22 protein-coding genes are annotated in these 25,378 nt (G+C 72.9%); 10 read left to right on the top strand and 12 right to left on the bottom strand.

What is annotated here, in order from left to right; all coding sequences use genetic code 11:
• Positions 1–7: 7 nt before the first annotated feature.
• The 7 genes from ML5_RS20255 to ML5_RS20220 all read right to left on the bottom strand — a co-directional run bounded on the left by ML5_RS20255 (position 8) and on the right by ML5_RS20220 (position 7,030).
• A complete protein-coding gene (locus ML5_RS20255; protein ID WP_013287369.1) occupies positions 8–787 on the bottom strand; it encodes an HAD-IIA family hydrolase in 780 nt (259 codons plus the stop codon).
• A gap of 33 nt (positions 788–820) precedes the next feature.
• Positions 821–1,852, bottom strand: coding sequence for a ferrochelatase (locus ML5_RS20250; RefSeq protein WP_013287370.1), 1,032 nt, complete (start codon positions 1,850–1,852; stop codon positions 821–823).
• A gap of 135 nt (positions 1,853–1,987) precedes the next feature.
• The gene (gene fabI, locus ML5_RS20245; RefSeq protein ID WP_013475943.1) at positions 1,988–2,755 is read right to left on the bottom strand and encodes an enoyl-ACP reductase FabI; all 768 of its coding nucleotides are present in this window, start codon (positions 2,753–2,755) and stop codon (positions 1,988–1,990) included.
• A 23-nt stretch (positions 2,756–2,778) separates the two neighbouring features.
• Positions 2,779–3,483, bottom strand: a complete 705-nt coding sequence (gene fabG, locus ML5_RS20240; RefSeq protein ID WP_013287372.1) for a beta-ketoacyl-ACP reductase — start codon at positions 3,481–3,483, stop codon at positions 2,779–2,781.
• A gap of 567 nt (positions 3,484–4,050) precedes the next feature.
• Entirely contained in the window at positions 4,051–5,001 is a 951-nt protein-coding gene (locus ML5_RS20230) for a VWA domain-containing protein (protein WP_013287373.1), read from the bottom strand.
• Positions 4,998–5,945 (bottom strand): DUF58 domain-containing protein, encoded by a 948-nt coding sequence (locus ML5_RS20225; RefSeq protein WP_041784230.1) that lies wholly within the window; start codon positions 5,943–5,945, stop codon positions 4,998–5,000. The genes ML5_RS20230 and ML5_RS20225 overlap by 4 nt, the downstream gene beginning before the upstream one ends.
• Positions 5,924–7,030, bottom strand: coding sequence for a MoxR family ATPase (locus ML5_RS20220; protein ID WP_013287375.1), 1,107 nt, complete (start codon positions 7,028–7,030; stop codon positions 5,924–5,926). Before ML5_RS20220 ends, ML5_RS20225 begins: the two co-directional genes overlap by 22 nt.
• 254 nt (positions 7,031–7,284) lie before the next feature.
• Between ML5_RS20220 and ML5_RS20215 the strand changes: the two genes are divergently transcribed.
• From ML5_RS20215 to ML5_RS20205, 3 genes are all read left to right on the top strand, one after another.
• A complete protein-coding gene (locus ML5_RS20215) occupies positions 7,285–7,494 on the top strand; it encodes a hypothetical protein (protein WP_013475941.1) in 210 nt (69 codons plus the stop codon).
• Between the two features lie 73 nt (positions 7,495–7,567).
• Positions 7,568–8,095, top strand: a complete 528-nt coding sequence (locus ML5_RS20210; protein ID WP_013287377.1) for a PH domain-containing protein — start codon at positions 7,568–7,570, stop codon at positions 8,093–8,095.
• A 314-nt stretch (positions 8,096–8,409) separates the two neighbouring features.
• The gene (locus ML5_RS20205) at positions 8,410–9,774 is read left to right on the top strand and encodes a PH domain-containing protein (protein WP_047893420.1); all 1,365 of its coding nucleotides are present in this window, start codon (positions 8,410–8,412) and stop codon (positions 9,772–9,774) included.
• A gap of 87 nt (positions 9,775–9,861) precedes the next feature.
• On the opposite strand, the gene ML5_RS20200 is transcribed toward ML5_RS20205, so the two are convergent.
• Positions 9,862–10,932, bottom strand: coding sequence for a phosphatase PAP2 family protein (locus ML5_RS20200; RefSeq protein WP_013287379.1), 1,071 nt, complete (start codon positions 10,930–10,932; stop codon positions 9,862–9,864).
• Between the two features lie 115 nt (positions 10,933–11,047).
• On the opposite strand from ML5_RS20200, the gene ML5_RS20195 reads away from it, so the two are divergent.
• Entirely contained in the window at positions 11,048–11,452 is a 405-nt protein-coding gene (locus ML5_RS20195) for a thioesterase family protein (RefSeq protein ID WP_013287380.1), read from the top strand.
• On the top strand, positions 11,449–12,276 hold the full coding sequence (locus tag ML5_RS20190) for an MBL fold metallo-hydrolase (protein WP_013475939.1): 828 nt from the start codon (positions 11,449–11,451) through the stop codon (positions 12,274–12,276). The genes ML5_RS20195 and ML5_RS20190 overlap by 4 nt, the downstream gene beginning before the upstream one ends.
• 13 nt (positions 12,277–12,289) lie before the next feature.
• Here ML5_RS20190 and ML5_RS20185 read toward each other — a convergent pair whose 3' ends face one another.
• Both ML5_RS20185 and ML5_RS20180 read right to left on the bottom strand, forming a co-directional pair.
• Positions 12,290–13,192 carry an aminoglycoside phosphotransferase family protein gene (locus tag ML5_RS20185; RefSeq protein WP_013475938.1) on the bottom strand — a complete coding sequence of 301 codons (903 nt, stop codon included), beginning with the start codon at positions 13,190–13,192 and terminating at the stop codon, positions 12,290–12,292.
• A 7-nt stretch (positions 13,193–13,199) separates the two neighbouring features.
• Positions 13,200–13,700 (bottom strand): MarR family winged helix-turn-helix transcriptional regulator, encoded by a 501-nt coding sequence (locus ML5_RS20180; RefSeq protein WP_013475937.1) that lies wholly within the window; start codon positions 13,698–13,700, stop codon positions 13,200–13,202.
• Positions 13,701–13,782: 82 nt separating this feature from the next.
• Between ML5_RS20180 and ML5_RS20175 the strand changes: the two genes are divergently transcribed.
• Entirely contained in the window at positions 13,783–15,009 is a 1,227-nt protein-coding gene (locus ML5_RS20175; protein ID WP_013475936.1) for a multidrug effflux MFS transporter, read from the top strand.
• Between the two features lie 119 nt (positions 15,010–15,128).
• On the opposite strand, the gene ML5_RS20170 is transcribed toward ML5_RS20175, so the two are convergent.
• Positions 15,129–16,058, bottom strand: a complete 930-nt coding sequence (locus ML5_RS20170) for a carbohydrate kinase (RefSeq protein ID WP_013475935.1) — start codon at positions 16,056–16,058, stop codon at positions 15,129–15,131.
• 328 nt (positions 16,059–16,386) lie between these two features.
• On the opposite strand from ML5_RS20170, the gene ML5_RS20165 reads away from it, so the two are divergent.
• A complete protein-coding gene (locus ML5_RS20165) occupies positions 16,387–17,520 on the top strand; it encodes a lytic polysaccharide monooxygenase (protein ID WP_176739886.1) in 1,134 nt (377 codons plus the stop codon).
• A gap of 59 nt (positions 17,521–17,579) precedes the next feature.
• Here the strand turns inward: ML5_RS20165 and asnB are convergent, their stop codons facing one another.
• Complete coding sequence (gene asnB / locus ML5_RS20160; protein WP_041784229.1) at positions 17,580–19,541, bottom strand: asparagine synthase (glutamine-hydrolyzing); 1,962 nt, start codon at positions 19,539–19,541, stop codon at positions 17,580–17,582.
• A gap of 113 nt (positions 19,542–19,654) precedes the next feature.
• On the opposite strand from asnB, the gene ML5_RS20155 reads away from it, so the two are divergent.
• From ML5_RS20155 to ML5_RS20145, 3 genes are all read left to right on the top strand, one after another.
• Positions 19,655–21,130: an aminopeptidase P family protein gene (locus tag ML5_RS20155; RefSeq protein ID WP_013475932.1), complete on the top strand. Its 1,476-nt coding sequence runs from the start codon at positions 19,655–19,657 to the stop codon at positions 21,128–21,130.
• A 266-nt stretch (positions 21,131–21,396) separates the two neighbouring features.
• Positions 21,397–23,157 (top strand): hypothetical protein, encoded by a 1,761-nt coding sequence (locus ML5_RS20150; RefSeq protein ID WP_013475931.1) that lies wholly within the window; start codon positions 21,397–21,399, stop codon positions 23,155–23,157.
• A 284-nt stretch (positions 23,158–23,441) separates the two neighbouring features.
• On the top strand, positions 23,442–25,328 hold the full coding sequence (locus tag ML5_RS20145; RefSeq protein WP_013475930.1) for a hypothetical protein: 1,887 nt from the start codon (positions 23,442–23,444) through the stop codon (positions 25,326–25,328).
• Positions 25,329–25,378: the final 50 nt, after the last annotated feature.

Genomic DNA, 25,378 nt, shown 5'->3' with positions numbered 1-25,378 from the left:
CCCCGGCTCAGACCTCGTCGATCAGGTCGGCCACCGAGTCGACGATCCGCGACGGACGGTACGGGTACCGCTCCGCCTCGGTCCGGCTGCTGATGCCGGTGAGCACCAGGATCGTCTCCAGCCCGGCCTCCAGGCCGCACAGGATGTCGGTGTCCATCCGGTCGCCGATCATCGCGGTCGACTCGGAGTGCGCGTCGATGGTGTTCAGCGCCGAGCGCATCATCATCGGGTTGGGCTTGCCCACGAAGTACGGGTCGACGCCTGTCGCCTTCGAGATCATCGCCGCCACCGAACCGGCAGCCGGCAACGCGCCCTCCACCGACGGGCCGGTGGCGTCGGGGTTGGTGCAGATGAACCGGGCGCCGTCGTTGATCAGCCGGATCGCCTTGGTTATCGCCTCGAAGCTGTAGGTGCGCGTCTCCCCCAGCACCACGTAGTCCGGGGCGAAGTCGCTCAGGATGTACCCCACCGCGTGCAGCGCCGTGGTCAGGCCGGCCTCACCGATCACGTACGCGGTGCCGCCCGGCCGCTGGTCGGCCAGGAACTGGGCGGTGGCCAGCGCCGAGGACCAGATCGCCTCCTCCGGCACGTCCAGCCCCATCCGGGCCAGCCGGGCCTGGAGGTCGCGCGGGGTGTAGATGGAGTTGTTCGTCAGCACCAGGAACGGCTTGCCGGAGGCGCGCAGCTTCTTGACGAACTCCGGGGCGCCGGGCACCGGCTGCCCCTCGTGCACCAGCACGCCGTCCATGTCGGTGAGCCAGCTCTGCACCGGCTTGCGGTCAAGCATCGTGTCGTCCCCAGGGGTGTCGTCGGGTCGGGCTCAGGGCCGGCGGGCCGGGGGCACGCAGCACAACGCCGGGCAGGTGTCCCAGGCCGGCAGCTCGCCGAGGCGGCGGCGCAGCCGCTCCCCGTCCGGGGCGGTGCGCTCTCCGACCAGCTCGCGGACCATCGCCACGAACCGCGGGTCGACCCCCGGGGTGCCGGCGCGGACGAAGTCCAGGCCGAGCTGCTTGGCCGTCTCCAGCGCCTCGGTGTCCAGGTCCCACACCACCTCCAGGTGGTCGGAGACGAACCCGATCGGGCTGACCACCACGCTCGTCACGCCCTGCTCGGGCAGCGTGGCCAGGTGGTCGTTGACGTCCGGCTCCAGCCACGGCACCTGCGGCGGCCCGGACCGGCTCTGCCAGACCAGGTCGTACGCCAGGTCGGGCGCGGCCGCGGCGTGCACCAGCCGGGCGACCTCCTCGAGCTGGGCGGTGTAGCGGCCGCCGTGCGGGCCGGCGGTGGCCGCCGCCGACATCGGTACGGAGTGCGCGGTGAAGACCAGCCGGGTGCTGTCCCGCTTCGCCGGGTCGAGCTGGGCCAGCGCGGCGCGGACCGCGTCGGCGTGCGGCTCGATGAAGCCGGGGTGATCCCAGAACTGGCGCAGCTTCTCGATCAGCGGGGCGTCCGGGCCGACCGCGGCGCGGGCCGAGGCGATGTCCTCCTGGTACTGCCGGCAGGACGAGTAGCCGCCGTACGCGCTCGTCACGAACGCCAGCGCCCGGGTGATCCCGTCGTCGCGCATCCGCGCGACGGTGTCGGCGAGCATCGGATCCCAGTTGCGGTTGCCCCAGTAGACCGGCAGGTCGACGCCGTTGGCGGCGAAGTCCTCGCGGATCGCGGCGAGCAGGTCGCGGCACTGCTGGTTGATCGGCGACACCCCGCCGAAGTGCAGGTAGTGCTCGGCGACCTCGGCGAGTCGCTCCGGGGGCACCCCCCGCCCCCGGGTCACGTTCTGCAGGAACGGGAGAACGTCCTCGGGCCGCTCCGGGCCACCGAAGGAGACCAGCACCAACGCGTCGTACGCCATGAGGCCATTCTTCCTCGCCCGCCGTCACGGCGTGGCGACGCCCCCTGGTCGGTGTGGTGACCACCCGGGCCGCGACGTGTTAAGAAGGGCCCCTTCCGCTGCACGAGGCGTTAAGAAGGGGCCCTTCCTTACATCTCAGGCGCCGATGGCGTGGTAGCCGCCGTCGACGTGGACGATCTCGCCGGTGGTGGCCGGGAACCAGTCGGACAGCAGCGCCAGGCAGGCCCGCGCGGCGGGCTCCTGGTCGGTGAGGCTCCAGCCCAGCGGGGCGCGCTCGGTCCAGGCGTCCTCGAACCGGTCGAAGCCGGGGATGGACTTGGCCGCGATGGTCCGCAGCGGGCCGGCCGCGACCAGGTTGCTGCGGATGCCCTGCTTGCCCAGGTGCAGCGCCAGATAGCGGGAGGCGGACTCCAGCCCGGCCTTGGCCACGCCCATCCAGTCGTAGACCGGCCACGCCTTGGTGGCGTCGAACGTGAGGCCCACCACGGCGCCCCCGGCGGACATCAGCGGCAGCGCGGCCATGGCGAGGGACTTGTACGAGTAGGTGGAGACCTGGAGCGCTGTCGCCACGTCCGCCCAGGGGGCGTCGAGGAAACCGCCGCCGAGGCAGCTCTGCGGGGCGAACCCGATCGAGTGCACGACGCCGTCCAGGCCGTCGACGTGCTCGCGCACCTTGTCGGCCAGCCCGGCCAGGTGCTCCTCGTTGCTGACGTCCAGCTCGATCACGGGCGCCGGCTCGGGCAACCGCTTGGCGATCCGCTCCACCAGGGAGAGCCGGCCGTAGCCGGTGAGCACGACCTGGGCGCCGTTCTCCTGGGCGAGCTTCGCCACCGAGAAGGCGATCGACGCGTCGGTGATGACGCCGGTGACCAGCAGCCGCTTACCGGCGAGAAGTCCGGACATTGCGTGTCTCCTCCGTGCTCTGCTCAGTGGCCCATGCCGAGGCCGCCGTCGACCGGGATGACGGCGCCGGTGACGTATCCGGCCGCGTCCGAGGCGAGCCAGGTGACGACGCCCGCGACCTCGTCCGGGGTGGCCATCCGGCCGGCCGGGATCGACTTGCGGATCTCCGCCTTGCGCTCCTCGGGCAGGCCCGCTGTCATGTCGGTGTCGATGAAGCCGGGCGCCACCACGTTCGCGGTGATGTTGCGGGTGCCCAGCTCGCGGGTGATCGAGCGGGCCACGCCGACCAGGCCGGCCTTGCTGGCCGCATAGTTGACCTGGCCCGCGCCGCCGGAGAGGCCGACCACCGAGGAAATGAAGATCATCCGGCCCCAGCGGCCGCGGAGCATCTTCGTCGAGGCCCGCTTGGCGACCCGGAACGAGCCGGTCAGGTTGGTGTCGAGGACGCGCGCGAACTGCTCCTCGGACATCCGCATGATCAGCGTGTCGTCGGTGATGCCGGCGTTGGCGACCAGCACCTCCACCGGGCCGAGTTCGGCCTCGATCGCGGTGAACGCGGCGTCGACCGACTCGGCGTCGGTCACGTCGCACCGCACCCCGAACAGGCCGTCGGGAGCCTCGCCGCTCCGGTACGTCACCGCCACCCGGTCGCCCTGCTTGGCGAACGCCTGCGCGATGGCCAGGCCGATCCCCCGGTTCCCGCCGGTCACCAGCACGGTTCGGGCCACGGATCCCCCTCTGCTCCAGTGATCTCTCGGTCGGTCGGAGCCTAGGGGTTACCGACAGGTAAGCGCTAACCCGCGCAGGTCACAGGGCCCACCCCGGCCGACGTCGGCGGGGGTCCGGGGAGGCTGCCGGCCGCGCGCGCGACACCCACACCCCCGGTGTACGATGATCGCGTCTACGGGCCGCTCCGTGCCCGCTCCGGGCCCCGCCGACCGCAGGAGGTGATCGCTGTGCGAGATAGCGATCCTCCCAGTCGTGGCCGGGCCCACCGTCAGCCCCGCTGAGCCACGGCTCGGTCCACCCGGCTGACCCGCTTCCCGCCCTCCGCACCGCATCCGCTTCCCGGCGACCACGCCGGGGTGTGGCCTGCCGCGCGGCGGAGCACCCGGTCACGACTTCGTGCGCGTACGCCCCGACCCCCCACGGCCCTCACCGGCCGACCGTCGCCACGGAGCACACTCATGAGCCGTTACGTCGCCCCGCTGGGCTTCACCCTCGCCGCCGTCTGGGTGGCCGTCCTGTTCGTGCTGGCCGGCGGCGGTCACTGACCACCGCCGGCCGGTTCCGGCTCAGACCAGCCGGGACGTCCAGAGCAGACTCAGCCCGCCCGCGCACAGCGCCAGCAGCAACGCGATCCCCGCGTACCACTGGGTGATCTCGCGCGGCTCGGTCCGGTAGCCGATCGAGCTGCCCATGTCCTGGTAGACCTGCTTCAGTTCGCTGGCCGACGCGGCCTCGTAGAAGAAGCCCTGCGTGGTCTCCGCGAGCTGGGACAGCGCGGTGCGGTCCACCGGCACCCGCTGGAGCTGCCCGCCGATGTCGACCTGCCCGGAGTCGGTGCCGAACGCGATTGTGGACACCGGCACGTTCGCCGCCTGCGCCGCCGCGGCGGCCTCCTCGACCGAGCGGCCCGACGTGCGGTAGCCGTCGGACAGCAGCACGATCCGGGCCGGCGGGATGCCGGCGGCGCCGTCGGCCGGCACCGAGCGGATCGCCTCCAGGCAGGTGAAGACCGCCTCGCCGGTGGCGGTCGCCTCGGCCAGCACCAGCCCGTCGATGGCGGTGGTGACGGCGGCCCGGTCCTTGGTCGGCGGCACCAGGACGTTCGCCGACTTGGCGAACGAGACGAGTCCCAGGTTGTAGCTCTCCGGCAGCTCGCCGACGAACTGCTTCGCAGCCTCCTGGGCCGCCTCCAGGCGGTTCGGCGACACGTCGTCGGCCTGCATCGACAACGACACGTCGATGGCGAGCATCACCGTGGCCCGCTCCAGCGGCTCCCGGGTGTCGATCGCCGGCCGGGCCAGCCCGGTCGCCAGCACCAGCAGGCAGAGCAGGAACGCGGTGGCCGCGACGTGCCGCCGCCAGCCCAGTCCCTTGGGCGCGACGGTACGCAGCAGGTCGACGTTGGTGAACCGCAGCGCGTACTGCCGGCGGTGCAGTTGCCGCCAGACGTACGCGGCGGCGAGGGCGAGCACCGGCAGCACGGCGAGCAGCCACCACGGTTGCAGAAAACGGATCATCGCGTCGTCCCTCTGGTGCGGGCGTGCCGCTGCGCGGCGACGAAACGCACCATGTCCAGCAGCCAGTCTCGGTCGGTACGCAGGCGCAGGTGGGCCGCGCCCGCGGCGCGCAGCTCGGCGGCGATCGCCCCGCGCTGGGCGGCCGCCGCCTCGGCGTACCGGCGGCGCAGGCCCGGGTCGGCGGTCTGCACCTCGTGCAGTTCACCGCTCTCCGGGTCGACCACCGGCAGCACCCCCACGTCGGGCAGTTCCAGTTCCCGCGGATCGACCACCTCGACGGCCAGCACGTCGTGGCGGACCCGCAGCTTACGCAGCGGCCGGCCCCACTGCTGCGGCGGCGCGAGGAAGTCGGAGATCACCACCGCCACGCCGCGCCGCCGGGGCGGGCGGTTGAGCATGTCGACGAGCGCGCCGAGGTCGCTGCGGCCGGGCCGGATCTCGGCGCCGGCGACCGCACGCAGCAGCCCCTGGGCCTCCTTGCGGCCGGAGCGGGCGGGCAGCCGCAGCATCGTCCCCGGCCCGCCGGTGCCGACCACCGCGCCGATCCGGTTGCCGCCCCGCACGGTGAGGTGGGCCAGCGCGGCGACCGCGGCGACCGCCACGTCCCGCTTGAGCCACCGGCCGGTGCCGAAGTCCAGGCTGGCCGACATGTCGACGGCCAGCCAGGTCTCCAGTTCGCGGTCGGCCACCGTACGCCGGACGTGCGGCATGGTGGTGCGGGCGGTGACGGGCCAGTCCATCCGGCGCACGTCGTCGCCGGGCCGGTACTCCCGGGACTCCCCCGCCTCGCTGCCCGGTCCGGGCAGCAGCCCGGCGTAGTCGCCCTGGAGCAGCCCGTCCAGCTTGCGGGTGACCATGAGCTGGAGCCGGGCCAGCGCGGCCCCCGAGCGGTCGCCGGTGGCGCTCAGCGGGGTGGGCGAGGTCACGGCCGCTGCCCGGGCCATCCGTTGTGCGGGACGGCCGGCGGCGGCGGTGTGGCCTGCTGGCGGGGCGCGACGGCGGGCAGCGGGATGGTCGACATCACCCGGTGCACGATGTGGTCGGCCGGTACGTCGTCGGCGAGCGCGTCGTAGCTGAGCACCAGCCGGTGGCGCAGGATGTCCGGCGCGATGTCCTGCACGTCCTGCGGCAGCGCGTAGTCCCGCCCGCGCAGCAGCGCCAGCGCGCGGGTGGCCCGGACCAGCCCGAGCGACGCGCGCGGGCTGGCGCCGTACTGGATGAGCTGAGCCACGTCGGGCATGCCGTGCTCGGCCGGCGCCCGGGTCGCGAGCACCAGCCGGACCGCGTAGTCGACCAGCGCGTTGTGCACGAACACCTGGTCGGCCTTGTGCTGGAGGGCGACCAGGTCCGGGGTGTCGAACACCCGGGCCGGCTCGGGCGGTGCCACGCCCATCCGGTAGACGATCTCGCGCTCCTCGGCGTCGGTCGGGTAGCCCACGACGATCTTCATGAGGAACCGGTCCCGCTGCGCCTCGGGCAGCGGGTAGACGCCCTCCTGCTCGATCGGGTTCTGGGTGGCCATGACCAGGAACGGGTCGGGCACCCGGTGGCTCTCGCCGCCGATGGAGACCTGCCGCTCGCTCATCACCTCCAGCAGCGCCGACTGCACCTTGGCGGGCGCGCGGTTGATCTCGTCGGCGAGCAGGAAGTTGACGAAGACCGGGCCCAGCTCGACGTCGAACTTCTCGCTGGACTGCCGGTAGATCCGGGTGCCCATGATGTCGGCGGGCACCAGGTCGGGGGTGAACTGGACCCGGGCGAACGAGCCGCCGACGACCCGGGCCAGGGTCTCCACGGCGAGCGTCTTGGCCACACCCGGTACGCCCTCCAGCAGGCAGTGCCCCCGCGCCAGCAGCGCGACGAACATCCGCTCGACCATCCGGTCCTGGCCGACGATCACCCGCTTGGTCTCGAACAGCGCCCGCTCCAGCAGCGTGGCGTCCTGTGCCGGGGTGGTGCCCGCCGGGGGCGGCGCGTCCGGCGCCACCTCGGTCGGGTTCGGCACGTCGGGTGTGGTCGGCTGGGCCACCGGTCCTCCACAGCAGGTTCGTCGTCGCGGCGTGGTGCGTATCAAGACTGTCATGCCTCGCTGAGAGCCGAGGGTGGGAGAGGCACGATTTTCGCCGCGCCGTCCGGCCACGCCGTCCCGCCGCGCGGGAAACGCTGAACACGGGTGGACAACAAGGGGTCCGCAGTGTGTACGATTCACCCCGTCGCCGGGCGGCTCCCCCCGTGGCCGCCCGGCGCTAAAACTCCCGGCGTGCGGCCTCTAGACTCGCCCCGGTGACGACTCCCACCACCCCGGACGACACGCTGATCTGCTCGGCGCGGGGGTGTCGCGCGCCCGCCGCCTTCCAGCTCCGCTGGCACAATCCCCGCCTGCACGCGCCCGACCGGCGCAAGACCTGGCTGGCCTGCCCGGACCACCGGGGCTCCCTCGGTGACTTCCTCGACGCACGCGGCTTCCTCCGCGAGGTGGTCCCGCTGCCCTGATCGCCTACGCTCGAAGCGTGAGCGAGCAGATGACCCGAGCCCGTACCGGCGGCGAGCACGGCAGGTCCTCCCGGTGAGCGGTGACGGCCCGGCCGGCCTCCCGCCCGCCTCGCGCAGCGCGTTGGAGCCCTGGCCGGACACGGTCCGCTGGCAGCCGATCTCCCGCGACCTGATCTGGGTGGAGCTGATCCGGCTCGGCATCGGGCTGGCCGTGGCGCTCGTGGTGCTCGGCGTGGCCTGGGCGCTGTCCGGGCACTGGCTGCTCGGCGCCGCCGTCGGTGTGGCGGTGCTGATGGGCGTCTGGCGGTCGGTCACCATCGTGCGGGCGGTCCGCGCCTGGGGGTACGCCGAGCGCGACGACGATCTGCTCGTGCGGCACGGCCTGCTGGTGCGGCGGTTGTCCATCGTGCCGTACTCGCGGATGCAGTTCGTCGATGTGAGCGCGGGTCCGCTGGAGCGCGCCTTCGACCTCGCCACCGTGCAATTGCATACGGCCGCGGCCGCGAGCGACGCGCGGGTGCCCGGCCTGCGTCCGGCCGAGGCGTCCCGGCTGCGCGACCGGCTGACCGCTCTGGGCGAGGACCGGGCGGAGGGCCTGTGAGCGAACGGAGCGACTCCGGCGCCCCGCCGCCCCACGACGACCGGCCCGAGCCGACGCCCGGCCCGCCCACGCCGGCCGACGCGGCGCAGCCACCGGCTCCGGGTCAGCAGCCCAACGGGTATCCGTGGCCGCCCGCGCCGGGATACGGACCGCCGCCCGTCCCCGGACCACCGTCCGGGTACGGACCTCCGACCGGGTACGGGCCACCTCACGGGTACGCACCGCCGCCCGGCTACGGGCCGCCCGGCTCGGCGGCACCCGGGTACGGGCCGCCGCCCGGACCCGACGCGGCGCCCGGGCCGTGGCCCGCGCCGCTGCCGCCGTACCCGGGACCGTGGGGTCCGGCGGCCGGGCCGCCCGCCGGTGGTGAGGAGCCCCGGCAGCGGCTGCATCCGCTCAGTCCGGCGCTGCACGGCGCGAAGTCGCTGGTCGTGGTGATCGCCGGGCTCTCCTGGTCGACGCTGTCGCGGGTCGGGTTCGGCTGGTTCGCGGTGCTGGTCACCGTCTTCGTGCTCGGCGCCACGGTGCTGTCGGTGGTGAGCTGGTGGAACACCGGCTACCACCTGGTGGGCCGCGAGCTGCGGGTCTACGAGGGCCTGCTATGGCGGCGCACCCGGGCCATCCCGCTGGAGCGGTTGCAGGCGGTGGAGGTGGTCCGGCCGCTGCTGGCCCAGCTCACCGGCCTGGCCGAGCTGCGGCTGGAGGTGGTCGGCGGGGGCAAGACCGAGGCGCCCCTGGCCTACCTCAGCGTCGCCGAGGCCACCGCGCTGCGGCAGCGTCTGCTCGCGGTGGCCGGTCGCTCCGCCCCGGCGCCGGTTCCGGCGGCCGAGCCCGGCGCGCCGGTCGCGCCCGTGCCGGAAGGGCGCCGGCTGCACGCGGTACGCAACCAGGACCTGCTGATCAGCCAGTTGCTCACGCCGCAGGCGTTCCTGCTGCCGTTGGGCCTGGTGTTCGTCGGCGCCCAGTTCCTCTCCGAGGGCTCGTGGTCGTTCATCGCGGTGGCGAGCACGCTCACCGCGATGGCGGGCGTGGTGCTGCAACCGATCCGCCGGGTGCTCGACGACTGGAGCTTCCGGCTCGACCGGGACGACGGCACGCTGCGCGTGCACAACGGGCTGCTGGAGACGCGGATGCAGACCGTGCCGCTGCACCGGGTGCAGACCGTACGGGCGACCTGGCCGCTGCTCTGGCGGATGAAGGGGTGGTTGCGGCTGCGGCTGGAGGTGGCCGGCTACTCGGCCGGTGAGCCGGACGACCGCAACCGCCCGGACCGGCTGCTGCCGGTCGGCGACGCGGGCACCGGCGCGATGGTCGTGGCGGAGGTGCTGCCCGGCGTACGGCTGGACGCGCTGCCCGCCACACCGCCCCCGTCGCGGGCCCGGTGGCTGCGCCCGCTGAGCCGCAAGGTGGTCGGCGCCGGTCTCGACGAGCGGGTCTTCGTGGCCCGCTCCGGGCTGCTGACCAGGCAGTTGACGCTGGTGCCGTACGCCCGGATCCAGAGCGTGCGCGTCACCCGCGGCCCGGTGCAGCGGCTGCTGCGGCTGGCCACCGTGCACGCGGACACCGCCGGTGGGGCCGGGGCGGCGGCTGTCGACCGGGATCTGGCCGACGCGTGGGAGCTGGCCGCGGAGCTGACCGAGCGGTCGCGCGCCGCCCGCCGTACCGACAGCGGCCGCTGACCCCGGCGGCCGCGACGCCACGACGGCGGCGCGGCGAACCACGGCGGCGCGCAGACGACCCGGCCGCCCGTGACGGCGGCGGGGGGCCTACCGGCGCTCGGCGGGCACCGCGTCCCGGTCGTCGGCGGCGCGGTCCGGGGTGTCGGCGGCGGTGTCGCCGTCGGCGGACGGGGCACCTGCGGCGACGGCGGGCTCACCGGCACGCCGGGCCTGCCGCGCCGCCCACCAGCGCTCGGCCAGGCCGACCACGAGGAACGTCATGCCCACGTACGCCCAGCCGACCAGCACGTCGATCAGGTAGTGCTCGCCGCTGTACATCAGCGTGAACGTCATGGCCAGCGGATACGCCAGCATCAGCGGCCACCAGCGCTTGCGCACCGACCGCATGAAGAACAGCACCACGAACAGCGCGAACGCGGTGTGCAGCGACGGCATCGCGGCCACCGGGTTGGAGGCGATCTGCCCGGCGTTGAGCAGGTTGCCCGCGCCGTGCATGCCGATCTCCTTCCACCCCCGGGTGGAGATCCGCGCGACCTCGGTGAGCAGGCCGTTCTGCGCCGCCCACCACGGCGGCGCGGCCGGGTAGGCGAAGTAGGTGACCAGGCCGGCCGCGCACAGGAAGCCCCAGCGCGACATGTACGCGATCCAGCGCCGCCGGTTGCGCATCCACAGCACCGCGGCGGCGGCGAACGTCGCCACGAAGTGCGAGAAGTAGATCCAGCTCACCAGCACGTCCCACCAGCGCACCTCGGACGCGTCGTACAGGCGCTCCTGGAGCCAGATCGTCGGCACCTCGCCGCCGGTGAGCCACCCGGTGAGGAAGCGGTCGGCGACGATCAGCTCCATCGCGTGCGGGGTGGCGCCGTTGTCGGCGAACCCGCGGGACAGGTTGTACGCGGCGAGCAGCAGCACCACCGGGATCCAGTCCCGGGCGAAGCGCAGGTGGCTGCGCCACGGGCGGGCCGAGTTCCACGCGACGGTGCCGGCCCAGATCCACAGGAACGCGTACGCCGGGTCGGTGGGCAGGCCGATGGCGAGCCAGGCGACGACGAAGGCGACGCCCCAGATGGTCATCGCGATCACACGGCGGCGCCCACCGTCGGGCGATTCGGTGGTCGCGTCGGGGGCGGGGGTCGGAGATTGTGTCAGCTCGGCCATCGCGGACAAGGTTAACGGCGGGCGACGGGCGGGCATGCGGGCGGGCGGTGGCGACCGGACCGGCGGCGGCCCGGACGCCGGACGGCCGCGGGTCGGCTGCACTAGGCTCGGCCGCATGCAGGAGCAGCCGGAGTCGCCCTTCACGCCGGGCCTGACCGCCCGGGTCGAGCTCACAGTGACCGACGCCGACACCGCGCAGGCGGTCGGCTCGGGGGACGTGCCGGTGCTCGGCACACCCCGGGTGCTGGCGCTGGCCGAGGCCGCGACGGTGGCCGCCACCGCGACCCGGATGCCGTCCGGGTCGACCACTGTCGGCGTGCGGGTGGAGCTGGAGCACCGCGCGGCCACGCCGGTCGGTCGTACCGTGGCCGCCCACGCCGAGCTGGTGAAGGTCGACGGGAAGCGGCTCGTCTTCGACGTGACAGTCACCGACGGGCCCACCGTGGCGGCGCAGGGCCGGGTCGAGCGGGTGCTCGTCGACCGGCAGCGCTTCGTCGAGCGGGCCGTGCGCCAGTCATGACGGCCGGGTTCTCCGAGGTCGCCGCCGGGGTGCACGTGCTGCGCGAGCCGACGCTCGCGGTGAACGTCGTGCTGGTGGCCGGTGACGGCGCGGCGCTGCTCGTCGACACGCTCTCGACCGCCGGGCAGGCCCGGGAGCTGGCGGAGGCGGCGCGGGCGGTGACGCCGTACCCGTGGACGATCGTGAACACGCACCACCACTTCGACCACTGCTTCGGCAACGCCACGCTGGCCGGGCCGGACACGGCGATCTACGCGCAGGCCCAGGCCGCGGCGGCGCTGCGGGACCGGTCCGACGCGGTGCGCCGCGCCGCGTACGAGGAGATGCGTGCCGGGCACCCGGCGCTGGCCGAGGAGCTGGCGCGTACCGAGCTGCGGGCGCCGACGCACGAGGTGCACGAGGAGACGGTGCTCGACGTCGGCGGCCGGCGGGTGGTGCTGCGCCATCCCGGGCACGGGCACACCGACGCCGATCTGGTGGTGCACGTGCCCGACGCGGACGTGCTGGTCGCGGGCGACCTGGTGGAGCAGAGCGGGCCACCGGCGTTCGAGGAGTCGTACCCCCTGAAGTGGCCGGACGCGCTGGCCGACCTGCTGCGGCTGACCACGCCCGCGACGGTGGTGGTGCCCGGCCACGGCGAGCCGGTCGGCGTGGACTTCGTCCGCGAGCAGCACGCGCAGCTCGCGCGGCAGGCGTGGCTGATCCGCGCCGGGCACACCGGTAGCGCCCCGCCGGAGCGGGTGGCGGCCGAGTCGCCGTTCGGCGCCCGGCCGGGCCTGATCGCTGCCCGCCGCGGCTACGCGGAGCTGGACGGCACGGCCTGACCGGCGGCCGCGCTCAGCCGGCGTCGGCGAGGATCTCCCGGAGACGGTTGCGGCACTCGGCGACGAACGCCGGGAACGTGTCCCAGTAGTAGGAGACGCCGCTGGCCGCCACCCCGAGCGCCCAGGCGCGGGCCCGCGCCCAGGTCACGTCGTCCACGCCGAGCGCCTCCCGGTAGGCGTGCCGGGCCTGCGGCGGGAGGTCCCAGATCGGCGCGTGTTCGGCGTCGGGGTGCCCGACGGTCAGGCCGCCGAAGTCGATGACCGCCCGCAGCCGTCCGTCGTGCACCAGCAGGTTGGTGGGCTTGAGGTCGCCGTGCAGCCAGACGTGCGGGCCGTCCGGTTCGGGCAGGGTGAGGGCGTCCCGCCAGAGCCGGACCAGGGTGTCGACGTCCGTCTCGTCGCCGATCCGGCTCCGGCAGTCGTCGAGCGCCGCGGAGATCCAGGCGTCGCAGGGGTGGAGGCTGCCGCCGCGGTATCCGCTGAGCGGGCCCGCGCGGGTCGCGCCGAGCAGGTCGGTCGCGTGCAGGCGCCTGACGAATACGGCCAGGTCGGCGCCGAGGGCGGCCCAGTCCTCGACCGTGCCGGACCGGACCTCGTCGCCCGGTATCCACCGCTGCACCGACCACGCCAGCGGGAAGGCGTCGGCCGGGACGCCGGCGTACACCGGTTCCGGCACCCGGTACGGCAGCAGCGGCGCGAGCCGGGGCAGCCACTGCTGTTCCTTGCGCAGGGCACCGGCCTTCTCGGCGGTGCGCGGCAGCCGGACGAGCAGGTCGGCACCGAGCCGGTACATCGTGTTGTCGGTCCCGGCCCCGGCCGGCGTCAGCGGCAGCGCGGCCCACTCGGGGCGCTGGCCGGCCAGCAGCGCCCGGACGACCTGCTCGTCCACGGGTATCTCGTCCTGGTGCAGGGCCATCCGGTGATCATGCAGGGCGGGCCGGCGCCGCGGCCACCGGGTTTCCGGGGGCCGGCCCGGGGCGGGCGTGTCCCCGCAGGGCGCCGAGCAGCGCGTCGAGGTGCGGGGCGGCGGCCAGGATCGCCTCCCTCGCCGCCGGGTCCAGCTCGGCCAGTGCCTCGTCGAGCAGCGCGGCGCGGTTGGTCTCGTAGTCGGCCATCCGGGCCCGGGCGGCCTCGGTCACGCGCAGCCGCAGCACCCGGCGGTCGCCGGGGTCGCGGTCACGGGCCAGCAGCCCGGCGTCGGTGAGGTCGCGGACCAGCGTGCTCACCGTGTTGGGCGCGGTGCAGAGGCGCCGGGCCACCTCCTTGCCGCTGATCCCCGGCGTCTCCCGGACCAGCAGCAGCAACTCCACCTGCGCCTCGGGCAGCGGGTCTCGTCCGACGCGCGCCCCGGTCCGGCGGCGCAGGAGGCGGTGCAGCTCCCCCACGACCGCTCCGACGCGCGCGACCTGCTCGTTCGTCGCCACGGGGTCACCCGCCTCACATCGCAATAGTTCTGACTACAGATGTAAGGTACCCGGACGCACCGGATCCAGGGGGTACCCACTCGTGAGCAACGCCGCGCCGACCGCCGCGCGCCCGGCCGCCGACCGCACCACCGCGTCCACCGGCGGCGTGACGCTGCTGGTGCTGCTCGGCACGCTCACCGCGATCGGTCCGCTGTCGCTGGACATGTACCTGCCGGCGTTCCCGGCCATGACCCGCGACCTCGGCGCCGACCAGGCCGGCATCCAGCTCTCGCTGACCACCTGCCTGATCGGCCTCGCCCTGGGCCAGCTCGTCACCGGTCCGCTCAGTGACCGCTGGGGGCGCCGCCGTCCGGTGCTGGTCGGCGTGGTCGCGTACACGGTGCTGGCGCTGGCGTGCGCCGCGGCGCCGAACGCCCCGCTGCTGGCCGCCGCGCGGTTCGCCCAGGGCGTCGCCGGCGGCATGGGCGTGGTGGTCGCCCGCGCGGTGGTCCGCGACCTCTACTCGGGACGGGACGCCGCGAAGTACTTCTCCCGGCTCACCCTGGTCTTCGGCGTGGCACCGGTGGCGGCGCCGGGCGTGGGCAGCCTGGTGCTGCGGTTCGGCTCGTGGCGGGCGGTCTTCGTGGCGCTCGCCGTCATCGGGGCGGTGCTCGCCGTCGCCGTCGCGCTGCGCCTGCCGGAGACGCTGCCGGCCGAGCGCCGCAGCACCGGTGGCCTGGGGGCCACCGTCCGGACCATGCGGTCGCTGCTCGCCGACCAGGTCTATCTCGGGTACGCGCTGACGCAGGGCTTCGCGTTCGCCGGGCTGTTCGCGTACATCTCCGGGTCGTCGTTCGTGTTCCAGGACGTCTTCGGCGTCTCCGCGGCCGTGTTCAGCGTGATCTTCGGCGTCAACGCGCTCGCCCTGGTCGCGGTCGGGCAGGCCAACGCCCGGCTGCTCGACCGGTTCACGCCGCGCCGGCTGCTGGTCACCACGCTCGTGGTCGGCCTGGTCACCGCGGTCGGCGTGCTGAGCGGCGCGCTGGCCGGCAGCCTGGCCGTGACGGCGGTGGCGCTGTTCGCCTTCGTCGGCTCGCTCGGCATGGTGATGCCGAACAGCACCGCGCTGGCGCTGGACGCGCACGCCCGGCACGCGGGCACCGCTGCGGCGCTGATGGGCGGCATCCAGTCGGTGGTCGGCGCGCTCGCCGCGCCGCTGGTCGGGCTCGGCGGCGAGGGCAGCGCGCTGCCGATGGCTGTGGTCCTGGCCGGCGCCGCGTTCCTGTCCCTGACCGCCGTCCTGACGATGACCCGTCCGCGCGCCTGAGCTCGCCCCCGCGCGCGTGACGCCGGCCTCCGCGCGAGGCGCCGGCCTCCGCGCGGGGGGGGCGGGTGTTAAGAAGGGGCCCCTCCTCTACCGGAGGCGTTAAGAAGGGGCCCTTCCTTTCACGCGAAGCGGGCTTCGACCGCGGTGCGGGTGGGCATGGCTGTGGCGCCGCCCGGTGACTCGCACACCACCGCCGCCACCCGCAGCGCGAACGCGACCCGCTCCCGCCACCCGGCCGGGTCGGCCGGCTCGCCGGCGGCCAGCAGGTCGGCCACCAGCGCGCCCATCACCGAGTCGCCCGCGCCGGTGGCGTCCACCGCGTCCACCTTCGGCGCGGCCACGCGTACCACGTCGTCGGCGGCGGCGACCAGGGCACCGTCCGCGCCGAGCGTGACCACGACGGTGCTCGCCCCCAGTTCCCGCAGGTACGCGGCGACGCCCTCGACCGGCTCGTCCGGGTAGAGCAGCCGCGCGTCGGCGCTGCTGAGCTTCACCAGGTGCGCGGCGGCGGCGAACTCGGCGACCACCGCCCGCAGCCCGTCCAGCGCGCCCGGCGTGGTGAGCAGGCGGGGCCGCACGTTCGGGTCGAACACCCGCAGCGCGCCCGCGATCGACCAGGCGCGCCGGGCGGCGGCCAGCACCGGCGGGTCGAGCAGCACGATCGAGCCGCAGTAGAGCACGTCCGCGCCCTCGACCAGCGCCACGTCCAGGTCGTCCGGGCCGAGCAGCGCGTACGAGCGGGGTTCGCCGTAGAAGCGGAAGTCCGGCTCCGCGCCGGCGAACGTCGCCACGGCGAGCGCTGTGGGCGCCGGCACCGTGACAGTCCCGCTCACGTCCACACCCGCGTCGGTGAGGAACGCGCGGATCCGCCCGGCCAGCGCGTCGTCGCCGAGCGATCCGACGAACCGCGCGTCTCCGCCGAGCCGGGCGATCGCCACCGCCACGTTGAGCGGGCCGCCGCCGATCGCCTGCCGGTAGACGGGTTCTCCGTCGTGCTCGGCGTCGAGCAGGTCCACCAGCGCCTCGCCGAGCACCACCGCGTACCCCATCCTGGCTCCCCTCGTCGTCCTCCCCCGATCCTGGCGCATGGCGGGGTCGCGGCGCGCCGCGACCCGGACATCGAGCAGCACCTATTGCGGGCGGCGTCCGGACGTGGTGGGATGGCGATGCCGGGTAACGACGCGGGGGGCTGCCGCGTCACCGGCCGCCGGGTCGAGCCGACGCGAGGGCATCCACGGTCCGTGGCAACGGACCGCAGGCGGTGCGCGCCCGCCGACGGCCCCGGCCGCACGCCGACCGGGCGCGGGCACCGCGATCGTCGCATCCGCTCGTCGCAGCGGGGCGGGCCGAACCGGGCCACGCTCCGCGAGTCAGGAGATCCCCGTGCACCGATCCCGTACGGCCGCGTTGCTCACCGCGGCCGCCACCCTGGCCCTGGGCGCGTTCGCCCTGGCCACCAACTCCGGACCGGCGGCCGCACACGGCGCGGCCATGACGCCGGGCGCCCGCACCTACCTGTGCTGGAAGGACGGCCTCACCGGAACCGGTGAGATCCGGCCGAACAACCCCGCCTGCTCGTCGGCGGTGGCCACGAGCGGGGCGAACTCGCTGTACAACTGGTTCAGCGTGCTGCGCTCCGACGCCGGCGGGCGGACCGTCGGGTTCATCCCCGACGGCAAGCTGTGCAGCGGCGGTAACCCCGGCTTCAGCGGGTACGACGCGGCGCGCAACGACTGGCCGATCACCCACCTGACGGCGGGCCGGTCGATGGAGTTCCGGTACAGCAACTGGGCCCACCACCCGGGCACGTTCTACTTCTACGTGACCAAGGACAGCTGGAGCCCGAACCGGCCGCTGGCCTGGAGCGACCTGGAGGAGCAGCCGTTCCTGCAGGTGACCAACCCGCCGCAGCGCGGCGCGGTCGGCACCAACGACGGTCACTACTACTTCACCGGTAACCTGCCGTCGAACAAGAGCGGCCGGCACATCATCTACTCGCGCTGGGTCCGCTCGGACAGCCAGGAGAACTTCTTCGGCTGCTCCGACGTGACGTTCGACGGGGGCAACGGCGAGGTGACCGGGATCGGCTCGGGCGGCAGCCCCGGCCCGACCACCCCGGCGCCGACCACGCCCGCCCCGACGACGCCCGCGCCGACCACCCCGGCCCCGACCACGCCCGCGCCGACGACGAGCCCGACCATGCCGTCCGGCACCTGCATGGCGGTGTACAAGGTGGTCAGCGCCTGGAACGGCGGCTTCCAGGGCGAAGTGATGATCATGAACCACAGCACCCGGACGTACTCCGGGTGGACGGCCAACTGGACCTGGCCCAGCGGTCAGACCATCAACCAGGTGTGGAACGGCACGTTGAGCGGCAGCGGGGCGTCGGTGAGCGTCTCCAACGCCGCCTACAACGGCAGCGTCCCGCCGGAGGGCACCACGACGTTCGGCTTCACCGCGAACTTCTCCGGCACCAACTCCCTGCCGACGGTCACCTGCACCGGCAGGTGATCCCGCAGTGAGAAGGGCCCCCGGGGGCGTACCCCGGGGGCCCTGTCATGTCTGGCGGGTCAGCGGACCATGCTGCCGACGACCGGCTTGGTGAGCAGCGCGGACTGGTTGCGCTGGATGCCCGGGTCGAGCGTCTTGGCCACGAAGATGGCGTGCCAGATGCAGAAGATCAGCACGGTCCACACCTTGCGGGAGTGGTCGGCCTCCTCCCGCTTGTGCTCCTCCAGCAGGCGCATCGCGTACGACAGGTCGATCAGGTCGCCCGCGCCCGAGGTGGACAGCACGTGCCGCGCCCACTCGTACATCTCGCCGCGCAGCCAGACCCGGGTCGGGGTCGGGAAGCCCAGCTTCTTGCGGTTGACGATGGCCGGCGGCACGACGCCCTGGAGCGCCTGGCGCATCGCGTACTTGGTGGCCTCGGAGCGGGGCGGCAGCTTCAGGTCGACCGGGATGCCGGCGGCGACGTTGAACACCTCCCGGTCCAGGAACGGCACCCGCACCTCCAGCGAGTGCGCCATCGAGATCCGGTCGGCCTTGACCAGGATGTCGCCGCGCAGCCAGGTGTAGAGGTCGACGTACTGCATCTTGGTGACGTCGTCCAGCTCGGTGCACTCGGCGTAGATCGGCGCGGTCACGTCGGTGTAGCGCACCGAGGGGTCGTAGCGGCGCAGCAGGTGCTGCTTCTCCTCCTCGGTGAACATCCGGGCGTTGCCGTAGTAGCGCTCCTCGATCGGGGTGGTGCCGCGCTCCAGGAAGCTCTTGCCCTTGACGCCCTGCGGGATCGCCTTGGACACGGCGCGCAGGCCCTTCTGCACGCCGTCGGGCAGGCTGTTGACCGCGTTGAGCGACAGCGGCTCCCGGTAGATCGTGTAACCGCCGAAGAACTCGTCCGCGCCCTCACCGGAGAGCACCACTGTGACGTGCTCGGCGGCCTTCTTCGCCACGAAGTAGAGCGGCACCAGGGCCGGGTCGGCGACCGGGTCGTCCAGGTGCCAGACGATCTTCGGCAGCGCGTCGATCATGTCCTGCGGCCCGATCTTGGTCGGGATCGTGGTCACGTCGAGGTGCCGGGCCGAGTCCTGGGCCACGTCGATCTCGGAGTAGCCGGGCACGTCGTAGCCGACGGTGAAGGTGAGGATGTTCGGGTTGAACTCGCGGGCCAGCGCCACCACCGCTGTGGAGTCGATGCCGCTGGACAGGAACGAGCCGACCGGCACGTCCGAGCGCATGTGCATCCGTACGCTCTCGCGCAGCGTCTCGCGGATGTCGTGGTAGAGCCGCTGCTCGTCGGAGACCGGGGCCGGCCGGAACACCGGGCGGTACCAGCGGCGCACCTCGATCCGGCCACCAGGGGTCCAGGTCAGGTACTCCCCCGAGCCGATCCGGCTGATCCCCTTGTGCAGGGTGCCCGGCTCGGGCACGTACTGCAGCGTCAGGTAGTGGCTCAGGTTCGCGGTGTCGATACCAGCGTCGCCCTGGTACGCCGAGTGCGCGAACGGCAGCAGCGCCTTCTTCTCCGAGGCGAGGTAGAGGCCGTCCTGGGTCTGGAGGTAGTGCAGCGGCTTGATGCCGAAGTAGTCCCGCGCGCCGAAGGCCCGCCGCTCCTGCCGGTCCCAGATCACGAACGCGAACATGCCGCGCAGCTTGGTGAGCACCTGCTCACCCCAGTAGTGGTAGCCGGCGACGATCACCTCGCCGTCGCCGTTCGTGGCGAACTGGGCGCCGTAGTCGCGGATCAGCTCCTCGCGCAGCTCGATGTAGTTGTAGATCTCGCCGTTGAAGGTGAGCAGGTACCGCCCGCCCGCGTACGGCAGGGGCTCGTGGCTCAGCGCCACGTCGATGATCGCCAGGCGCTTGTGCGCGAACACGCCGTCCGCGTACCGGCCGGAGGCGTCGCCGACCACCTCGACCCCTGTCTCGTCCGGGCCGCGGTGGTGCAGGCACTCCAGTGCGCCGGCGATGTTGTCGCGGTGGGCGGCGGCGTCGCCGCGCGCGCTGAAGAAGGCCAGGAGTCCGCACATGGCCGCCATCTTTCCACGCGCCGGAAGCCACCGTCGCGGCACCGCAGGCACCTCCCGCTGTCGTGCGCGCGGTACCGTCGGGACCAGCGACGAGGCTCAGGGAGGGGCGGATCATGGCCGAGGAGCGGACCGGGCAGGGCAAGGCGGCGGACGGCACGGAGTCGCACGACCCGGATTTCCCGGAGGCGTTCCTGTCGTTCATGCGGCAGGGCTGGCGGGACACCGAACTGCCGGTCACACCGCGCGCCGAGGTGCCCAACCACGCCAAGCGCCGGGCCGCGCTGGCCGAGGCCTTCCCGGGCGAGACGCTGGTCATCCCCACCGGCAACGAGAAGGTACGCGCCAACGACATCGACCACCGGTTCCGGCCGGGCAGCGACTTCGCGTACCTGACCGGCGACCTGGAGCCGGACAGCGTCCTCGTGCTGCGGCCGGGCGGCGAGGCCACGCTGTTCATGCGGCCCCGGTCGTCCCGGGCGACCGACGAGTTCTTCCGCAGCCGCCACGGCGAGCTGTGGGTGGGCCGCCGGCCGACGCTGCGGGAGAAGTCGACCGAGCTGGGGCTGCCGACGGCCGACCTGAGCGAGCTGGACGCCGCGCTGGCCGAGCTGGCGCCGGGGCGTACCCGTGTGCTCCGCGGTTTCGACACCCGGGTGGACGCGGCGGTGCGTCAGTACGACGGCGCGCGCGCCGAGGGGCAGCCCCGCCGCGACCGGGAGCTGGCGATCGCGATCGCCGAGCTGAAGCTGGTCAAGGACGAGTGGGAGATCGCGCAGCTCCAGGAGGCGTGCGACGCGACGGTGCGCGGCTTCGAGGACGTGGCGCGGGCACTGCCCGCCGACCGCGGGGTCTCCGAGCGGCTGCTGGAGGGTGTCTTCGCGCTGCGTGCCCGGCACGACGGCAACGACGTCGGCTACGGCTCGATCGTCGGGGCCGGCGAGCACGCCACGATCCTGCACTGGGTGCACAACCACGGCGCCACCCGTCCGGGTGAGCTGCTGCTGATGGACATGGGCGTGGAGAACCGCAACCTCTACACCGCCGACGTGACCCGGGTGCTCCCGGTCGACGGCCGGTTCACGCCGTTGCAGCGTCAGGTCTACGACGCGGTGTACGCCGCGCAGCAGGCCGGCATCGAGATGTGCCGGCCCGGCGTGGCGTTCCGGGACGTGCACCTCGCCTCCATGCGGGTGCTGGCCGAGGCGTTGAAGGATCTCGGGCTGCTGCCGGTCAGCGTGGACGAGGCGATGGACCCGGCCTCCACGGTCTACCGGCGGTGGACGCTGCACGGCACCAGTCACATGCTCGGCATCGACGTGCACGACTGCGCCAACGCGCGCAAGGAGACCTACCGCGAGGGGCCGCTCGGCGAGGGGTACGTGCTCACCGTCGAGCCGGGGCTCTACTTCCAGCCGGAGGACGAGCTGGTCCCGGAGGAGCTGCGGGGCGTCGGCGTGCGGATCGAGGACGACATCCTGGTCACCGCCGACGGCCCGGTGAACATGTCGGCCGGGCTGCCGCGCGCCTCCGCCGAGGTGGAGACCTGGCTGGCCGAGCAGCGTGAGGCGGGCCCCCGCCTGCCTGGCTGATCCCCGCGGCCGCGAACTCCCTCGGGCCCCACCACCGCGCCTTTCCGGCAGGTGGTGGGGCCCGCCGCCGTACCGGGCCGTTCCCGTACCGCTCACGTGGTTGGTCACCGACCGCCGTTCGTGGGAGGAATGCGGGCTTTTTTCGGATAAGTCTTCCTCGCGAGGAACCTTCTCATACGGTGCTGATCGGAGGCTACAACCGGTTTGTAGCTGGTCGCCCGGCCTGGGGCGGTGCGACCCGTTTGGGAAGAACCGAAAGGGCTCTCATGTCGAACGACGTAACGACACCCGACGGCGGCGCGCCGATGGCGCCCCCGCCGCGGACGAGCAAGCGGCGGGCTCTCTGGGTCGCCACCGGCGTGGCCGGGCTGACCGGCGTCGTCGGGCTGGCGGCACTCGGCGGCCTCGCCGCCCGCGACGACAAGTCCGGCACCGAACCGGTGGCGGAGAACCACGCCGCCGCGCCGCAGAACGCCAGCGACGACTCCCGCGCCGAGGGCGGGAAGGGCGACGAGAAGGGCGAGGACGGGTACGGCAAGGACGGCCGCGACCGTGGCGAGTGGGGCCCGGACAAGGGCGAGTGGGGCAAGGACGGCAAGGACGACCACGGCAAGACCCGCGAGGTCCCCTGCAAGGACGACGCCCTGATCGACGCCCTCGAACTGGCCAACCGCGACCACGGCGGCACCATCAAGCTCGCCGAGAACTGCACCTACGAACTCGGCGTCAAGGACCGCAAGTTCGGCTCCGCCCTGCCCGAGATCAAGCAGGACGTCACCATCAAGGGCAACAACTCCACCATCAAGCGCGACGCCGAAGACACCTTCCGCATCTTCCGCGTCGTCGACGGCGGCGACCTCACCCTCAAGGACCTCACCGTCAAGGGCGGCAACGCCAACGAGTTCAAGTACCCCGGCGGCGGTGGCCCCGCGCCGACGGCGCTCGTCCCGGACGGCAAGGACGACGACAAGCGGTTCGAGGGTGACGGCGGCGCGCTCCTGGTGGAGCGTGGCGGCAGCGCGCACCTGTCGAACGTGAAGCTCGTCGACAACAACGCCGAGGGCGACGGCGGCGCCATCGCCAACTACGGCCGCACCTGGCTCAAGGAGAGCAAGGTCGTCGGCAACCACGCCCAGGGCGACGGCGGCGGCGTCTACAACGAGGGCATCCTCAAGGTCGAGGAGACCCACGTCGACGACAACACCGCAGGCGGCAACGGCGGCGGCATCGCCAACGGCGGCGGTGAGCACCACGACGGGCCGGTCGACCTGGCCTCGGCCGCGAAGCCCGGCAAGGGCGACAAGGGCGAGCACGGCAAGCACCACGCGGGCACGGTCGAGATCATCGGGGCGCACGAGGGCAAGGACGCCTCGCTGAGCACGCTGAGCCACAACCGGGCCGGCCACAACGGTGGCGGTCTGTTCAGCAGCGGCGGCTGGGTCACCGTCTCGTTCACCGCGATCGGCGGCAACGTCGCCTGCGAGAACGGTGGCGGCGTGTACGCCGAGAACACCGACCTGCTCCTGGAGAAGGTCCACGTGGCGGGCAACCACGCCGACGGCGACGGCGGCGGCGTGGTGACGACCGGCGGTCGGGACTGGGCCGGTAACGGCGCCGAGAAGGACGGCCTCGCGGGGAGCGCCACGATCGCCGACAGCGCCGTCGTGGACAACACGGCCGGCCGGTTCGGTGGCGGCATCTTCAACGGTGAGTGGCTCGTCAAGATCGAGGACGGCTTCATCGTCCGCGACCACGACAAGGACGACAACGCCACCCTCACCATCCGCGACACCGACATCAAGGGCAACACCGCCCTCAACGGCGGCGGCATCTTCAACAACAAGGCGAAGATCACCCTGACCAAGACCCACGTCACCAAGAACACCGCCACCGACTCCAGCAAGCTCCACCGGGTCGCCGGCGGCGTCCTCAACAACGAAGGACGCGTCAAGCTCGACGACAAGTCCCTCATCAGCAACAACGACCCCACCAACTGCGCCAACACCGTCGAGGACTGCTTCAACTGACGGAACCACCACATAACCGGGGAGCCCTCCTCGCGCCGTGTCGCGAGGAGGGCTCCCACCCCGGACAGCCCGGCTGGCCGTGGTGTCCCCCGCCGGGGCATCCGGGCCGCACTGCGCCCGCCCATCCCACCCGCACCCTTATGCGGGTTTTTTTCGTGTATGACCACGAGGCGAAGAAGGTTCTCATACGGTCATCTTCAGCAGCTACAACCGATTTGTAGCGAAGGCCGCCTCGCCAGGGCGAAGCGACCTTGTCAGGTACAAGGAGAGGGCAGAGAGCTCCGATGTCCAACTACCTTCGCAATAACGATGACGCCACCAGCAAGACCATCTCCCCGCTCCGGCGTCGCCGGATGTGGCTCGCCACCGGCGTTGTGGGCCTGACCGGAGCGGTCAGCCTCGCCGGCGTGGCCTACGCGACCACCGGGGCCACCGGCCCGCACCGGCTCGCCGACGTCAAGTGGTCGACCACGCAGCAGCTCAGCGACGGCGACTACGGCGACAAGGGCGCCGAGGGCGAGTACGACAAGGACGGGTACGACAAGGACGGGTACGGCAAGGACGGGTACGGCAAGGACGGCAAGGACCGCGGCAAGGACGGCCGCGACCGTGGCGAGTGGGGCCCGGACAAGGGCGAGTGGGGCAAGGACGGCAAGGACGACCACGGCAAGACCCGCGAGGTCCCCTGCAAGGACGACGCCCTGATCGACGCCCTCGAACTGGCCAACCGCGACCACGGCGGCACCATCAAGCTCGCCGAGAACTGCACCTACGAACTCGGCGTCAAGGACCGCAAGTTCGGCTCCGCCCTGCCCGAGATCAAGCAGGACGTCACCATCAAGGGCAACAACTCCACCATCAAGCGCGACGCCGAAGACACCTTCCGCATCTTCCGCGTCGTCGACGGCGGCGACCTCACCCTCAAGGACCTCACCGTCAAGGGCGGCAACGCCAACGAGTTCAAGTACCCGGGTGGCGGGGCTCCCGGCGGCGGCCAGCCGCCGGCCGCCGCTCCGGCTGTCGCGGCCCCGGCTGTCGCGGCCCCGGCTGTCGCGGCTCCGGCCGCGGCGACCACGGCCGCCGCTGTCACGCCCGTCGCGGACGGCATGAACGGCGGCAAGGACGACGACAAGCGGGTCGAGGGCGACGGCGGCGCGCTGCTCGTCGAGCGTGGCGGCAGCGCCTACCTGGACAACGTCAAGCTCGTCGACAACAACGCCGAGGGCGACGGCGGCGCCATCGCCAACTACGGCCGCACCTGGCTCAAGGAGAGCAAGGTCGTCGGCAACCACGCCCAGGGCGACGGCGGCGGCGTCTACAACGAGGGCATCCTCAAGGTCGAGGAGACCCACGTCGACGACAACACCGCAGGCGGCAACGGCGGCGGCATCGCCAACGGCAGCGGCCTGTCCGGTGGGCACGGCCCGGCGGCCTCCGCCGCGCCGAAGGGCTACGACCCGAAGGGCAAGCACCACGAGGCCGGCATCGTCGAGATCTTCGGCTCCGACCACGGCAAGGACGGCGTCAAGTCCACCCTGTCGGACAACCGCGCCGGCAAGAACGGCGGCGGTCTGTTCAGCAGCGGCGGCACCGTCACGGTCTCCTTCACCGCGATCACGGGCAACACCGCCTGCGAGAACGGTGGCGGCGTGTACGCCGAGAACACCGACCTGCTCCTGGAGAAGGTCCACGTCGCCAAGAACCACGCCGACGGCGACGGTGGCGGTGTGGTGGTCACCGGTGGCAAGCACTGGGGCTACCCGGACAACAAGGAGCACGCCAGCGCCACGATCGCCGACAGCAAGATCGTCGACAACACCGCCAACCGCTTCGGCGGCGGCATCTTCAACGGTGAGTGGCTCGTCAAGATCGAGGACGGCTTCATCGTCCGCGACCACGACAAGGACGACAACGCCACCCTCACCATCCGCGACACCGACATCAAGGGCAACACCGCCCTCAACGGCGGCGGCATCTTCAACAACAAGGCGAAGATCACCCTGACCAAGACCCACGTCACCAAGAACACCGCCACCGACTCCAGCAAGCTCCACCGGGTCGCCGGCGGCGTCCTCAACAACGAAGGACGCGTCAAGCTCGACGACAAGTCCCTCATCAGCAACAACGACCCCACCAACTGCGCCAACACCGTCGAGGACTGCTTCAACTGACCTGACGGCCCGGGGTACGCGACCGGCCCCCTGCCACGAAACGTGGCAGG

This window comes from Micromonospora sp. L5 (assembly GCF_000177655.2).
Lineage (GTDB): Bacteria > Actinomycetota > Actinomycetes > Mycobacteriales > Micromonosporaceae > Micromonospora > Micromonospora aurantiaca.
Note: the sequence above shows the minus strand (reverse complement) of the source record. Positions and strands in the feature narration are given on the sequence as shown.